The following is a 14,294-nucleotide window of genomic DNA, read 5'->3' as shown; positions in this document are numbered from 1 at the left end:
GCTCACACGGTCCTACTCATGAACCACGTTCACATTCCTGACCGTCCGTTCGATGGATCGGAGTGCCAGATGAGTGGAAGATCCCGCGCGGCCGTGCTGCTCGCCGCCGTGGTGACCATCGGAGCCGCCCTCGTCCCCTCCGCACACGCGAGCCCCAAGACCCCCGACACCGCCGTCCTCGACGGCGGCCGACTGCAGCAGACGAAAGCCCGCCTCGACCGCGGTGATCCCCAACTGCGCCGGGAACTGCGGACCTTGACGGCCCGCGCCGACACCTGGCTGAACCAGGGTCCGTGGACGGTCGTCGACAAACCCAAGCCCGCCCCCGGCGGCGACGTCCACGACTACCTCAGCCAGGCCCCCTACTGGTGGCCCACCACGACCCCGACCGCCGACAATCCCTGGGGCTGCCCGTACGTTCAGCGGGACGGACAGCGCAACCCCGAGGTCGACAGCGGCACCGACCGCCAGGACGTCGAGAAGGTCTTCGACTCGACGTACGACCTCTCACTGGCCTGGTACTACACCGGCAGGCAGGTGTACGCCGAGAAGGCTGCGCAGGTCCTGCGCACCTGGTTCCTGGACCCGGCCACCCGGATGAACCCGAACCTGAACCACGCCCAGTTCATCCCGTGCAAGTACGACGGGCGCGCCATCGGCATCATCGACTTCTCGCAGTCGTACACCAGCGTCCTCGACGCCCAGGCCCTTCTGGCCACCGGGGCGCCGGGCTGGAGCGCCAAGGACCGCGCCGCGATGGGCAAGTGGAACACCAACTTCCTCGGCTGGCTGAAGAACAGCGCCTTCGGCAAGGACGAGGGCGCCGCCGCCAACAACCACGGCACCTTCTACGACATGCAACTCGCCGCCCTCGCGTACGCCACCGGCGACCGGGCGCTGGCCCGGAAGACCGTCCTGGACGCGCGTGCCAGACGCGTCGATCCGCAGATCGCCGCCGACGGCAGCCAGCCGCAGGAGCTGGCCCGCACCCGCAGCTGGCACTACTCGACCTTCGACCTGGTCGCCTACACCCGGCTCGCGGCGATCGGCCGGCACGTCGGCGTGAACCTGTGGGCCTATCACGGGCCGGACGGACAGGGGGTCCTGAAGGCCGTGGACTTCCTGCTGCCCACCGCGACCGGGTCCGCCGCCTGGCCGTACCCGGAGCTGGAGTTCCACCGCTATGCGGCGAGCGACGTCGTGCACGCGGCGGCGGACGCGGGGGACAAGGCCGCCCGGAGGGCCGTCGCGAAACTGGAGGCGCCCCCCGGCGGTGACCTCTGGGAGCTGCGTCCGGCAGCCGAGCAGCTGGACTCCATAGCGGGCTGACCAGGCCCTTCCCGACCGGGGCTCCTGAGCGTCCGCTTAGGATGGAGTGTCCCCACCGCTTCACCCTTGACGCTCAGGAGCCCCACCCGTGACCGCCGAAGCCCCGATCGCGCCCGCCCTGTCCCACGGCCGGCTGATCCCCGTCACCGTCCACTTCGACGACCTCGACGCGCTCGGTCTCCTCCACAACGCCCGCTACCCGCTGATGGTGGAGCGCGCCTGGGCCGAGCTGTGGCAGGAGCACGGCATCCACTTCGCGGGCGACTGGGCGGCGGCCGGCGATGCCTGCAACGCCGTCAAGGAGCTCCGCGTCAGTTACGAGGCCCCGGTCACCCGGCCCGGCACCTACGCCGTCCACCTCTGGCTGGAGCGGCTCGGCACCACCGGCCTGACCTACGGCTTCCGGTTCTGCTCCGAGGACGGCGCGGTCACCTACGCACAGGGCACCCGGGTCCTGGTCCGTCTGGACCCTGGGACGATGCGCCCCGCGCCGTGGAGCGACGCCTTCAGGGCCGCGGGTCGGGAACTGCTGCGCTCGGCGGACTGACCCTCGGCCGGTTGCGCTCGCCGGTCCTGAGCACCCCGGCGAAGGCCGCGAGACCGCCGGCCAGCACGGTCACCAGCACGAACGACACCACCAGGCTCGTCGCCTGCGCCACCCCGCCGATCAGGCCGGGCGCGATCAGGCCCGAGGTGTAGGTGATGGTCGCGACACCCGCGATCGCCTGACTCGGATTCGGGCCGCTGTGCCCGGCCGCCGCGAAGCACAGCGGTACGACGACGGCGATGCCGAGGCCGAGCAGCGCGAAGCCCCCCATCGCCACGACCGGTTCGCCCGCGACGACGATGAGCAGACCGCCGAGGACGGCGAGGACACCGCCGGCCCGGACGGTGCGCACCGCGCCGAAACGGTTGACCACCGCGTCGCCGACCAGCCGCGCCACCGCCATGGTGAGCATGAATCCGGTCGTGCACGCCGCCGCGAGACCCGCCGAGGTGTCCAGCTGGTCGCGCAGGAACACCGCCGACCAGTCCAGGCTCGCGCCCTCCGCGAACACCGCGCAGAAGCCGACGGCACCGATGAGCAGGGCGGACCTGGGCGGCAGCGCGAACCTCGGCGGCGGCTCCTCGTCCTCGGCGGGCTGCAGGTCGAGCACCCAGGTGCAGGCCAGCAGGCCGAGTGCGGTGAGGGTCCCCGCGGCGAGTGCGAAGTGGACACGGGCGTCCGCGCCGAGGTGCGCGGCGAGCGTGCCGCCCGCCGAGCCGATCAGGGCGCCCGCGCTCCACATGCCGTGCAGACCGGACATGATCGACTTGTCGAGACGGTGCTCGATCTCGACGCCCAGCGCGTTCATGGCGACGTCGGCCATGCCCGCGCTCGCGCCGTAGACGAACATCGCCAGGCACAGGGTGAGCATGTTCGGGGCCAGCGCCGGCAGGATCAGGGACAGGGTCCACATCGCGATCAGCCCGCGCAGGGCCGTACGGCTGCCGAAACGGTGGCTGATACGGCCGGCCAGCGGCATGGCGCAGGACGCGCCGAACGCGGTGAAGGCGAGCGCGAAGCCCAGCTCTCCCGCGCTGAGGTGGGCGTGTTCCTGGACCCAGGGAACGCGGGTGGCGAACGAGCCGGTGACGGCGCCGTGCACGGTGAACACGGCGGCCACGGCGTACCGGGCCCGCCTCGCCTCGTGCCGGTCGTAGACCACGTCACTCATTCTCGGCCCTCCCGTCGCCGCTCCGTTGCCGCTCGCGCCGGATAAACTATCAGGAACCCTGCCTGATAAATAGGGGATTACTGGCCGTACGGGACCCCGGGCCCCGCGCCCGCCCGTCCCGCGATCTGGAAGGATCCCGGCATGCCCGCATCCCCGAGCACCGCCCGGGCCATCAACGACCGGCTCGCCCTGCGTCTGCTCCAGCAGGAAGGCCCGCTGACGGCGGGGCGGTTGAAGCAGCTGACCGGACTCTCCCGGCCGACGGTCGCCGACCTCGTCGAGCGCCTCGCCGCGTCCGGGCTGATCACCGTGGTCGGCGAGGCGGGCGAGGTGCGGCGGGGGCCGAACGCGAAGCTGTACGGCATCGTCGCCGACCGCGCGCACCTCGCGGCCCTGGACGTCCGTACGGAGGGCGTCTCCGTGGTCGTGTCCGACCTGGTGGGGCGGGTGCTCGCGGAGGCGTCGATGCCGATCGGGGGCGACACGGGGACGGGGCCGGCGGTGGAGCAGACGGTCGCGCTGGTGGAACGGGTGGCCAAGGAGGCGGGGGCGGACCGGCTGCACACCGTCGGCATCGGCGCGCCGGGGCTGATCGACCCTGCAACGGGGGAACTCCGTGACTCGACGGGCCTGCCGGAATGGCATCGCCGGCTGGTGGCCGCCCTTCAGGAACGGCTCCCCGAGGCCCGCGTCAGCATCGAGAACGAGACCAACCTGGCGGCCCTGGCCGAACAGCGCGACGGCACCGCCCGGGACCGCGACACCTTCGTCCTGCTGTGGCTCAGCCACGGCACGGGCGCCGCGGTGGTCCTGGACGGGAAGCTGCGCCGGGGCGCCTCCGGAGGCACGGGCGAGATCGGCTTCCTGCCGGTCCCGGGAACGACGGGACTGCCGTCGGCGACGGACTGCGAGGGCGGTTTCCATTCGCTGGCGGGGGCTGCGGCGATCGGCGGGCTGGCGGGGGAGTGGGGGATGCCGGCCGGCGGCGGTGACTCCACCGGCGAGGGTACGGACGGGGCAACGGCGGCGGCGCTGGTCCGGGTCGCCGTGGCCGCCGTGCGGGAGGGTGCCGGGGGCGGAGGTGGGGCTGACGCGGGCGGGGTGGTGGTGCCGAGGGCTGGGAATGTGGCCGTCGGAGGGGCAAGTGGGGGTGACGGGGGCGGGGTGGTCGCCGGTTCTGGGGTGCTCGTGCCGGGGGCGGGGAATTTGGCCGTCGGAGAGTCGACTGGGGCTGACGGAGGCGGGATGATCGCCGGTTCTGGGGTGCCGGGAGCCGGGTCGTTGGCCGCCGGAGGCTCAGGTGGGGCTGACGCAGACGCGACCGCCGCCGCCGCTGGGCCGGTCGTGCCGGACGGTGCGACGCCTGCCTTCGGTCCCGAGGTCGCCGCCCACTTCCTGGATGCCCTCGCCGACCGGCTGGCCATAGGTGTCGCCTCCGTCGTGGCGGTTCTCGATCCGGGGTGTGTCGTGCTCGGCGGTGAGGTCGGGCAGGCCGGGGGCGCGGAGCTCGCCCGGCGGGTGCAGGCGCGGGTCCGGCGGATGTCGCCGCTGGCCACCGAGGTGCGGCCGAGCGTCCTGGGCGGCGCCGCCGTACTGCGCGGTGCCCTGCTCACCGCACGGGAGCGCGCCCAGGACGAACTGTTCGCGCCTGCGGAACGGTGAGCGGCGGCGCCCCCTGACGGCGAGCGGGTCGCCTCAGCCCCGCTGCCTCTTCAGGTACTCCTCGAACGTGCCCTTCCCGACGGCGTGTTCCGGCGCCAGATGCCCGCCGTCGCGGAACGCCCGGTACGCCTTGCCCCACAGCGGGACGCTCAGCACCGCGCGCCTGCGCCCCGTCGCCTTCAGCCAGGCGCGGGCCAGGGATTCGAAGGTGCGGATCTCGGGACCGCCCATGTCCGCGACGCGCCCGGCGGGCGCCGCCTGTGCCAACTCGGCCAGCCGGGCGGCGACTTCGGCCACCTCGACCGGCTGGTCCCGCACCCCGGCCGGCAGCAGCAGCACCGGCAGCTTCGCCAGCGCCCGGAACAACATCACCGGCAGATCGTGGAACTGCGTCGCCCGCAGCACCGTCCAGCCCGGCCCCGACTCCTCGACCATCCTCTCCACCGCGAGCTTGGTCCGGTAGTAGGGGAACGGCACCCGGTCGACGCCGACGATCGAGATGTAGACCAGGTGTCGTACCCCGGCCCGCCGGGCCGCCGCGATCAGACGGGCGGCCGCCTTCTCGTCCCCGCCGGTCTGTGTGGTCGCGCAGTGCACCACCGTGTCCACGCCCGCGACCGCCGCGTCCAGCCCGGCCCCGCCCTCGCGCAGATCGACGGCGTAGGGCGGGGTGCGTCGGCTGAGCACCCGTACCTCGTGCCCGTCCGCCCGCAGCCGCTCGGTGACGAGCCTGCCGAGGGTGCCCGTCCCACCGGTCACCAGGATCGTGGTCATGCTGTCCAACCCTTCCCGCGGCGGACGCCCCGGGGTGGAGCGCCCTTCGCCAGCTGAGACGAGGCGGCCCGCGCGAAATGTGACAGCTGCCTAGGAACGCGTGAGCTGACGCCTCACGAAGGCCAGTTTCTCCGGGTTCAGCACGATCCGCAGATGGGCGATCAGACCGTCCCGCACCTCGAACGCGACCACGCCGGCAAGCGTGTCGCCCGCCCAGGCGGCCAGTCCGTACTCGCCGTTGATCTCGGTCGGCGTGAACTCCAGCCCCGCCGCGAACCGCTCGGCGCCGCCCACCGCGAGTCGTGCGACCTTCTCGCGCCCCTCGACCGGCCGCCGGGCCGCGCTGACCTTGCCGCCGCCGTCGCTGGACCAGATGACGTCCGCCGCCAGCACCTTCTCCAGTCCGGCCAGATCACCGTCCCGGGCCGCGGCGAGGAACGAGCTGACGAGTTCCGCCCGCCGCCCCGGCACCGGCTCGAACCGCGACCGGTCCTCCTCCACCCGCCGCACCGCCCGCCGGTACAGCTGACGGCAGTTGGCCTCGGTCAGGTCCAGCACACCGGCGATCTCCCGGTGGCCGTACCCGAACGCCTCCCGCAGGACGTACACCGCCCGCTCGTTCGGCGTGAGCCGCTCCAGCAGGACCAGCATCGCCAGCGACACCGCGTCCCGCTGCTCCGCCGACTCCAGCGGGCCGAGCGTGCCGTCGGAGGTGATGACCGGCTCGGGGAGCCAGGTGCCGACGTACCGCTCGCGCCGGGCCCGCGCCGAGGTCAGCCGGGTGAGGCAGAGGTTGGCGACGACCTTGGCGAGCCAGGCCGCCGGATGGTCGATGCCCGCGCGGTCCGCGCCGCTGAAGCGCAGATACGCGTCCTGCACCACGTCCTCCGCCTCGTCGGCCGAGCCCAGCATGCGGTAGGCAAGACCGAACAGCCGCGGGCGGTGCGGCTCGAAGTCGTCGGCGGTCGCGCTGCTCATGGCACCACCCTGCCAGAGCCCACCGACACCACGGCTGAGAAGGCCCGGCGACGGGCAAGGGCCGTCGTCACCGCCGCCGGGCCCGTCCAGGGAGCCCCTAAAGGACTAGACCAAAGCGTCCGGCAAACAGGCCGAGTTGAGAAGTACAGCGGCACACCTTGTGAGCCAACCCACACCGTTCGCCCGTATGGACGTCGATCAGGCGTGGCACACTGGCTCTGTACCAGAAGCAGCGCACTCCGGGGTCGGTGAAATTCCGAACCGGCGGTTACAGTCCGCGACCCGTCCGCTTCCAGCGGCCGGTTGACCAGGTGAAATTCCTGGACCGACGGTTAAAGTCCGGATGGGAGGCAGTGCGCGGCGGGCGGGCATTCGTGCGCGCCGCCGTATGCGCTCGTCCGTGTGGACGAGTCTGTCCGGCGTCGCCCCCGGTGTCCTCGCTCGCTTCTGTCGTCTTCGACAGCCCCGGAGTCCGTGCCCGAATGAGGCAGGAGGACCCGGGAAGTGTTCACCGGAATCGTCGAAGAGCTGGGTGAGATCACCGCCGTCGAGAACCTCGGTGACTCCTGTCGCTTCCGCGTGCGCGGCCCTGTCGTCACCGAGGGCGCGAAACACGGGGACTCCATCGCCGTGAACGGCGTCTGCCTCACCGTCGTCGAGCACGAGGGTGACGAGTTCACCGCCGACGTCATGGCGGAGACCCTCGACCGCTCCAGCCTCGGCGCCATCGCCGTCGGCTCCCGCGTCAACCTCGAGCGCCCCACCGCCGTCGGCTCCCGCCTCGGCGGCCACATCGTGCAGGGCCACGTCGACGGCACCGGTCGGGTGCTGGAGCGCAAGCCGTCCGAGAACTGGGAGATCGTCAAGATCTCGCTGCCCGCGGACCTTTCGCGCTACGTCGTCGAGAAGGGCTCCATCACCGTCGACGGCATCAGCCTCACCGTCGTGGACGCCGGGCCCGACCACTTCACGATCAGCCTCATCCCCACCACCCTCGCCCTGACCACGCTCGGCCTCAAGCAGCCCGGTGACCCGGTCAACCTCGAGGTGGACGTGGTCGCCAAGTACGTCGAGCGCCTGCTCGCGAGCACGCAGGGAGCAGGCCGGTGAACTGGCTGAACTCGCAGGCGTTCACCCTCCTCGGCCAGCACATCATCTGGTCGGACATGATCGGCAACATCCTCGGCCTGATCACCCTCGCCCTCGGCTGGCGCCGCTCGCTGCTGACCTGGCCGGTGCAGTTCCTCTCCGGCCTGGTCCTGTTCATCGCGTTCTACGGCCATCTCGCGGGCAGCGCCGGCAAGCAGGTCGTCGTCATGGTCGTCGCGCTGTACGGCTGGTGGCAGTGGAGCCGCAGCAAGGGCAGGTCCGCCGACGGCCACATCACCCCGCGGTTCGCCACCTGGCGCGAACGCGGCGCGATGCTGGGCGCGGCGGCGGTCGGCACGGTCGCGGTCGCCCTGCTCTTCAAGGCCTACCCGTCCCTGTCCTGGGACCCCTGGCCGGACGCCTACATATTCGTCGGCACGATCGTCGCCATGTACGCCCAGGCACGCGGCATGGTCGAGTTCTGGATCGCCTGGCTCCTCGTCGACGTCGTCGGCGTCCCCCTCAACTTCGCCAACGGCTACGCCTTCTCCGGCTTCGTCTACGTCATCTACGGCGCACTCGTCCTGTGGGGCATGCGCGACTGGTGGCTGCGTTCCCGCAACACACCGCAACCCGTCCTGGAAGGAGCGCCGGCATGACTGCGGCCCCGATTCTCTACAGCACGGACGGTATCGAGGACTGGTCCCTCGACCCCGTCGAGCAGGCGATCGCCGACATCGCGGCCGGCCGCCCGATCGTGGTCGTCGACGACGAGGACCGCGAGAACGAGGGCGACCTCGTCATCGCCGCCGAGAAGGTCACCCCCGAGATCGTCGCCTTCATGATGAGCGAGTGCCGCGGTCTGATCTGCGCCCCCATGGAGGGCGAGGAACTGGACCGGCTGAAGCTCCCGCAGATGGTCGACGACAACACGGAGTCGATGAAGACCGCCTTCACGGTCTCCGTGGACGCCTCGGGCGCCCACGGCGTCACCACCGGGATCTCGGCCGCCGACCGCGCGACCACCCTCCAGCTGCTGGCGAGCGGCGACGCCGAGCCCGCCGACTTCGTGCGCCCCGGCCACATCTTCCCGCTGCGGGCCAGGCCCGGCGGCGTCCTGACCCGCGACGGCCACACCGAGGCCGCCGTCGACCTCGCCCGCCTCGCGGGGCTGCGCCCGGCCGGCGCGATCGTCGAGATCGCCGGCGAGGACGGCCGGATGCTGCGCCTGCCCGAGCTGATCCCCTTCGCCCGCAAGCACGGCCTGACGATCATCTCCATCGAGGACCTGATCGCCTACCGCCGCGGCTCCGAGCCCACCGTCCGCCGCGAGGCCGAGACCCATCTGCCCACCGTGCACGGCGAGTTCAAGGCCTACGGCTACCGCTCCACCGTCGACGGCGTCGAGCACGTGGCCCTCGTCCACGGCGAGATCGGCGACGGCGAGGACGTCCTGGTCCGCGTCCACTCCGAGTGCCTGACCGGCGACATCTTCTCCTCCCTGCGCTGCGACTGCGGCCCCCAGCTGGAGGCCTCCCTGGAGCGCATCCAGACCGAGGGCAGGGGAGTCGTGGTCTATCTGCGCGGCCACGAGGGACGCGGCATCGGCCTGCTGTCCAAGCTGCGGGCGTACGAGCTCCAAGAGCGCGGCCGTGACACCCTCGACGCCAACCTGGAACTCGGCCTGCCGGCCGACGCCCGGGACTACGGCGCCGGCGCGCAGATCCTCGAGGACCTCGGCGTGCGCAGTGTGCGCCTGATGACCAACAACCCCGACAAGACCGACGCGCTCGTCCGGCACGGGCTCAAGGTCGTCGGCCGGGAGCCGATGCCCGTACAGGCGGGCGAGCACAACCTCCGCTACCTGCGCACCAAGCGCGACCGGATGGGACACGACCTGCCCTGGCTGGACACCAACCCGGTGTCCACCTGCAGCAACCAGTAACCGCACCCCCAGCACATCCAGGAGACGAGAGAACGTGAGCGGCAAGGGCGCACCGGAGCTGTCCGTACGCAATGTGGGTGACCTGCGGGTCGCCGTCATCGCGGCGCAGTGGCACGAAAAGGTGATGGACGGCCTGGTGGACGGCGCGCTGCGCGCCCTGCACGACCTCGGCATCGACGAGCCGACCCTGCTCAGGGTCCCCGGCAGCTGGGAACTGCCGGTGGTCGCGAAGGTCCTGGCCGGCCGCGGCTACGACGCGATCGTCGCCCTGGGTGTCGTCATCCGCGGCGGCACCCCGCACTTCGACTATGTGTGCCAGGGCGTCACCCAGGGCCTGACCCAGGTCTCCGTCGACACCGGCGTCCCGGTCGGCTTCGGTCTGCTGACGTGCGACAACGAGGAGCAGGCGCTGGACCGGGCGGGTCTGCCGGGCTCCAACGAGGACAAGGGGCACGAGGCGGTGACGGCGGCGGTGGCGACCGCGGCCACCCTCCGCTCAGTATCTGAACCGTGGCACTGAGGTAACCGGCCGTGGCGTAGTCTGACGCTCACCATGTCCAACAAGACGTTCGAGGAGCTCTTCACCGAGCTCCAGCACAAGGCCGCCCACGGCGATCCCGCCACTTCCCGCACCGCAGAACTGGTCGGCAAGGGCGTCCATGCCATCGGCAAGAAGGTCGTCGAGGAAGCCGCCGAGGTCTGGATGGCCGCCGAGTACGAGGGCAAGGAGGCGGCCGCCGAGGAGATCTCGCAGCTGCTGTACCACGTCCAGGTGATGATGGTCGCCCGCGGGATCTCCCTGGACGACGTCTACGCCCACCTGTGAGCCCCACCTCGTTCCCCCGAGAAACCCACGCGAAGGAAGCCGACCTCATGCTGCGCATCGCCGTCCCCAACAAGGGTTCCCTGTCAGGCCCTGCGGCGGAGATGCTGCATGAGGCCGGCTACCGGCAGCGCCGGGAGTCCAAGGAACTGCGCACCGTCGACCCGTCGAACGACGTCGAGTTCTTCTACCTCCGGCCCCGCGACATCGCGATCTACGTCTCCTCCGGTCAGCTGGACATCGGCATCACCGGCCGTGACCTGCTGATCGACTCCGGTGCCGAGGCCGAGGAGATCCTCCCGCTCGGCTTCGCCCGCTCCACCTTCCGCTTCGCCGCCAAGCCGGGGACGGCCACCGGGGTCGAGGACCTCAAGGGCCGTACCGTCGCCACGTCCTACGAGGGCATCGTCGAGGGCCACCTCGCCGAGCACGGCGTCGACGCCTCCGTCGTCCACCTCGACGGCGCCGTCGAGACCGCCATCGAGCTGGGTGTCGCCGAGGTCATCGCCGACGTCGTCGAGACCGGCACCAGCCTGCGCAACGCGGGCCTGGAGGTCTTCGGCGAGCCGATCATGAAGTCCGAGGCCGTCGTCATCCGCCGTACCGGAGCGGACGGCGAGGAGCCCAAGGTGCAGCAGTTCCTGCGCCGGCTGCAGGGTGTCCTGGTGGCCCGGACGTACGTGATGATGGACTACGACTGCCGCGTCGAGCAGCTGGAGAAGGCCGTCGCCCTCACCCCGGGTCTGGAGTCGCCGACCATCTCGCCGCTGCACAACGAGGGCTGGGTCGCCGTGCGTGCCATGGTCCCGACCAAGGACGCCCAGCGGATCATGGACGACCTGTACGAGATCGGCGCCCGGGCCATCCTGACCACGGCCATCCACGCCTGCCGCCTCTGAGAGACCGTACGAGGACCGTACGAGATGTCTGATCTGCCCGCTCTCCCCGTCACCTTCCGGCCGGGCCGCACCCGGGCCGTCCTGCTCACCGGCGGCGTCGCGATCTTCGTGGTGATCACGACCGTCGCCATGCTCCTGGAGCAGCTCGGCCCCGGTGAACGGCTCAGCTTCATCCTCACCGGCGCGCTCCTCTTCGGCGTCCTGGCCATGCTCGCCCGGGTGAAGGTCGTCGCCGAGGAGTCCGGTGTCACCGTCGTCAACATCGTCAGCAGGCGACACCTGGAGTGGACCGAGATCCTCCATGTGAACCTGCGTCCCGGCGACCCCTGGGTCTTCCTCAACCTCAGCGACGGCACCAGCCTGCCCGCGCTCGGCATCCAGCCCGGTATCGCCAAGGAGCGTGCCATCGCCGACGCGCGTATGCTGCGCGCGCTCGCCGAGGCCCGCTCGACGAGGGATCTGCCGTAGAGACCCCTGTCTTGATTAATCTGTTGGCGGAGGCGTTTTCCCGCGCCTCCGCCGCCGACGTGCCCCATGGCCCTCAGCGGCCCCCTGCTACCCGAGGAGTGACTCCCTCCAGCGATGGACGGATCGTCCTGTAGTACCTGCGCCGCCCCCTCCCGACATACCGAGGCGGCGGCATCATGACCACCCCCCTGCTGCTCCTCGGAGCCGCCCTCCTGCTGATTCTCGCCAACGGCTTCTTCGTGGCCGCCGAGTTCGGTCTGGTCACGGTCGAGGCGACGGACGCCGAGAAGGCCGCCGCCGAGGGCGACAAGCGCGCCCGCAGGGTCGCCGAGTCGCTGAAAGAGCTGTCCTTCCAGCTCTCCGGCACCCAGCTCGGCATCACCATCACCTCCCTGGTCGTCGGCATGCTCGCCGAACCGGCCCTGGCCGCACTGCTGCGCGGCCCCTTCACGGCCGTCGGCATCCCCGAGGGGGCCGTCTCCGGCATCGCGGTCGTCGTCGGCATGCTGCTGGCCTCCGCCGTGCAGATGGTGATCGGCGAGCTCGTGCCCAAGAACTGGGCCATCTCCAAGCCCATGCAGGTCGCCCGCTTCGTGGCCGGCCCGCAGCACGTCTTCGCACGTCTGTTCCGCCCGGTCATCGCCGCGCTGAACACCGTCGCCAACCGCCTCGTCCGCGCCCTGGGCGTCGAGCCCGCCGAGGAGCTGGCCTCCGCCCGCACACCGGGCGAACTGGTCTCCCTCGCCCGGCACTCCGCGCAGGCCGGCGCCCTGGAACAGGACACCGCGGACCTCTTCGTGCGGACCCTGTCGCTCGCCGAGCTGACCGCCCAGCACGTGATGACCCCGCGGGTGAAGGTGAGCGCGCTGCAGTCCTCGGCCACCGCCGAGGACGTGGTCAACCTGACCCGCGCCACCGGCCTGTCCCGCTTCCCCGTCTACAAGGAGAAGATCGACGAAGTCGTCGGCATGGTCCACCTCAAGGACGCGCTGGCCGTCCCCGTGCACGACCGGCTGCGCACCCCCGTCGGCCGTATCGCCCGCCCGGCCCTGCTGGTCCCCGAGACCCTGCCGGTCAAGCCCCTGCTGGCGCAGCTGCGCAGCGAGCAGCCCATCGCGGTCGTCGTCGACGAGTACGGAGGCACGGCCGGGGTGGTGACCCTGGAGGACATCGTCGAGGAGATCGTCGGCGAGGTCCGCGACGAGCACGACGGGCAGGACGTGCCCGAGCTCGCCGCCGCCCCGCCGGAGGACGGCAAGCCCGCCTGGGACGCCGACGGCAGCTGCCGGGTCGACATCCTGCAGCGCATAGGCCTGGACGTGCCCGAGGGACCGTACGAGACGGTCGCCGGCCTCGTCGCCGATCTGCTCGGCCGGATCCCGGCAGCCGGTGACAAGGCCGAACTGCCCGGCTGGCGGCTGACCGTGCGCCGGGTGGGCCACTACCGGGCCGAGCGCGTCCGGCTGGTCAGGACCGGGCCGGTCGTGGAGGTCGCCCGATGAGCGTGCTGCAACTCCTGTTCGCCGCCCTGCTGGTGCTCGCCAACGGCTTCTTCGTCGGCGCCGAGTTCGCCCTGGTCTCCGTCCGCCGCAGCCAGATCGAACCCCTCGGCACGGCGCGGGCCCGCCAGGTGCTCTACGGCCTCGAACGCCTGCCCCAGATGATGGCGGCGGCCCAGTTCGGCATCACCGTCTGCTCGCTGACCCTGGGCGCGGTCGCGGAACCGACGGTCGCGCACCTGCTGGAACCGGTCTTCGAGTGGATCCACCTGCCCGACGGCGTGATCCACCCCCTGGGTTACGTCATCGCGCTGGCCGCGGTCGTCTTCTTCCACCTCGTCATCGGCGAGATGGTCCCGAAGAACCTGGCGATGGCCGCGCCCGAGAAGGCCGCCCTGTGGCTCAGCCCCGGGCTGGTCTACTTCGCCCGGATCTGCAAGCCGATCACCGTGACCCTCGGCGCCTGCGCCCAGGGCATCCTGCGGCTCTTCCGGGTCGAACCGAAGGACGAGGTCGAGGCGGTCTTCACCAGCGAACAGCTCAACCGCCTGGTGGAGGACTCCGGACAGGCGGGCCTGCTGGACCCCGAGGAGCAGGAACGCCTCGAGGACGCCCTGGAGCTGGGCTCCCGCCCGGTGACGGACGTGCTCCTGGGGCGCGAGTCGCTGATCACGGTCAGCCCCTCGGTGACCCCCGGCGAGATCGTCCGGCTCACCGCCCGCACCGGCTACTCCCGCTTCCCGGTCGCCGCGGACAACGGCGGCGTCTTCATGGGCTACCTGCACGTGAAGGACGTACTCGACCTGGAGGACTCCGAACGGGCGGTGCCGCAGCAGCTGTGGCGCCCGATGACGACCCTCCGCGCCGACCTTCCCCTGGACGACGCCCTCACGGTCATGCGGCGAGCGGCGACCCACCTCGCCCAGGTCGCGGACGGCTCGGGCAGGGTGCTGGGGCTGGTCGCCCTGGAGGACGTACTGGAGCTGCTGGTGGGCGAGGTCACCGACCCGGCGCACCGGGACACGCCGGAGGTCCGGGTGACGGAGCCGCGGGGGAGCGGGGAGCCGGAGCAGGCGCTGGCGACCTGATCGGTGCGGGGGCCAGTGGTAT

General features: G+C 71.5%; 15 protein-coding genes and 1 riboswitch. Of the genes, 12 read left to right on the top strand and 3 right to left on the bottom strand.

Annotation, left to right across the window (positions count from 1 at the left end; all coding sequences use genetic code 11):
- Positions 1-69 precede the first annotated feature (69 nt).
- Together ACWCQ1_RS37590 and ACWCQ1_RS37585 are read left to right on the top strand one after the other, a co-directional pair.
- Positions 70-1,329, top strand: a complete 1,260-nt coding sequence (locus ACWCQ1_RS37590) for an alginate lyase family protein (protein ID WP_451028383.1) — start codon at positions 70-72, stop codon at positions 1,327-1,329.
- 88 nt (positions 1,330-1,417) lie between these two features.
- Positions 1,418-1,876: an acyl-CoA thioesterase gene (locus ACWCQ1_RS37585; protein ID WP_358603330.1), complete on the top strand. Its 459-nt coding sequence runs from the start codon at positions 1,418-1,420 to the stop codon at positions 1,874-1,876.
- On the opposite strand, the gene ACWCQ1_RS37580 is transcribed toward ACWCQ1_RS37585, so the two are convergent.
- Positions 1,836-3,047, bottom strand: coding sequence for an MFS transporter (locus ACWCQ1_RS37580; protein WP_133044829.1), 1,212 nt, complete (start codon positions 3,045-3,047; stop codon positions 1,836-1,838). The two genes, ACWCQ1_RS37585 and ACWCQ1_RS37580, sit on opposite strands and share 41 nt — an antisense overlap.
- A gap of 141 nt (positions 3,048-3,188) precedes the next feature.
- On the opposite strand from ACWCQ1_RS37580, the gene ACWCQ1_RS37575 reads away from it, so the two are divergent.
- A complete protein-coding gene (locus tag ACWCQ1_RS37575) occupies positions 3,189-4,709 on the top strand; it encodes an ROK family transcriptional regulator (protein ID WP_358603333.1) in 1,521 nt (506 codons plus the stop codon).
- Between the two features lie 33 nt (positions 4,710-4,742).
- Here the strand turns inward: ACWCQ1_RS37575 and ACWCQ1_RS37570 are convergent, their stop codons facing one another.
- Together ACWCQ1_RS37570 and ACWCQ1_RS37565 are read right to left on the bottom strand one after the other, a co-directional pair.
- Complete coding sequence (locus tag ACWCQ1_RS37570) at positions 4,743-5,483, bottom strand: SDR family oxidoreductase (RefSeq protein WP_358603336.1); 741 nt, start codon at positions 5,481-5,483, stop codon at positions 4,743-4,745.
- Positions 5,484-5,573: 90 nt separating this feature from the next.
- Complete coding sequence (locus ACWCQ1_RS37565; RefSeq protein WP_451028382.1) at positions 5,574-6,461, bottom strand: RNA polymerase sigma-70 factor; 888 nt, start codon at positions 6,459-6,461, stop codon at positions 5,574-5,576.
- Between the two features lie 230 nt (positions 6,462-6,691).
- Positions 6,692-6,822, top strand: a riboswitch (FMN riboswitch).
- A gap of 143 nt (positions 6,823-6,965) precedes the next feature.
- Here ACWCQ1_RS37565 and ACWCQ1_RS37560 point away from each other — a divergent pair.
- The 9 genes from ACWCQ1_RS37560 to ACWCQ1_RS37520 all read left to right on the top strand — a co-directional run bounded on the left by ACWCQ1_RS37560 (position 6,966) and on the right by ACWCQ1_RS37520 (position 14,272).
- Positions 6,966-7,571 carry a riboflavin synthase gene (locus tag ACWCQ1_RS37560; RefSeq protein WP_133044825.1) on the top strand — a complete coding sequence of 202 codons (606 nt, stop codon included), beginning with the start codon at positions 6,966-6,968 and terminating at the stop codon, positions 7,569-7,571.
- Positions 7,568-8,209: a nicotinamide riboside transporter PnuC gene (pnuC, locus tag ACWCQ1_RS37555; protein ID WP_133044824.1), complete on the top strand. Its 642-nt coding sequence runs from the start codon at positions 7,568-7,570 to the stop codon at positions 8,207-8,209. Before ACWCQ1_RS37560 ends, pnuC begins: the two co-directional genes overlap by 4 nt.
- A complete protein-coding gene (locus ACWCQ1_RS37550) occupies positions 8,206-9,495 on the top strand; it encodes a bifunctional 3,4-dihydroxy-2-butanone-4-phosphate synthase/GTP cyclohydrolase II (RefSeq protein WP_133044823.1) in 1,290 nt (429 codons plus the stop codon). Before pnuC ends, ACWCQ1_RS37550 begins: the two co-directional genes overlap by 4 nt.
- 34 nt (positions 9,496-9,529) lie before the next feature.
- Positions 9,530-10,015, top strand: coding sequence for a 6,7-dimethyl-8-ribityllumazine synthase (ribH, locus tag ACWCQ1_RS37545; RefSeq protein ID WP_208783466.1), 486 nt, complete (start codon positions 9,530-9,532; stop codon positions 10,013-10,015).
- Between the two features lie 33 nt (positions 10,016-10,048).
- Complete coding sequence (locus ACWCQ1_RS37540; protein WP_030946750.1) at positions 10,049-10,321, top strand: phosphoribosyl-ATP diphosphatase; 273 nt, start codon at positions 10,049-10,051, stop codon at positions 10,319-10,321.
- 47 nt (positions 10,322-10,368) lie between these two features.
- Positions 10,369-11,217 (top strand): ATP phosphoribosyltransferase, encoded by an 849-nt coding sequence (gene hisG / locus ACWCQ1_RS37535; protein ID WP_133044821.1) that lies wholly within the window; start codon positions 10,369-10,371, stop codon positions 11,215-11,217.
- 24 nt (positions 11,218-11,241) lie between these two features.
- Positions 11,242-11,685: a PH domain-containing protein gene (locus ACWCQ1_RS37530; RefSeq protein WP_358603346.1), complete on the top strand. Its 444-nt coding sequence runs from the start codon at positions 11,242-11,244 to the stop codon at positions 11,683-11,685.
- A 176-nt stretch (positions 11,686-11,861) separates the two neighbouring features.
- Positions 11,862-13,187 (top strand): hemolysin family protein, encoded by a 1,326-nt coding sequence (locus ACWCQ1_RS37525; RefSeq protein ID WP_133044819.1) that lies wholly within the window; start codon positions 11,862-11,864, stop codon positions 13,185-13,187.
- The gene (locus tag ACWCQ1_RS37520) at positions 13,184-14,272 is read left to right on the top strand and encodes a hemolysin family protein (protein WP_358603349.1); all 1,089 of its coding nucleotides are present in this window, start codon (positions 13,184-13,186) and stop codon (positions 14,270-14,272) included. The genes ACWCQ1_RS37525 and ACWCQ1_RS37520 overlap by 4 nt, the downstream gene beginning before the upstream one ends.
- The last annotated feature ends 22 nt before the right edge of the window (positions 14,273-14,294 follow it).

It is taken from the genome of Streptomyces sp. NPDC002144, from assembly GCF_053593695.1.
Note: the sequence above shows the minus strand (reverse complement) of the source record. Positions and strands in the feature narration are given on the sequence as shown.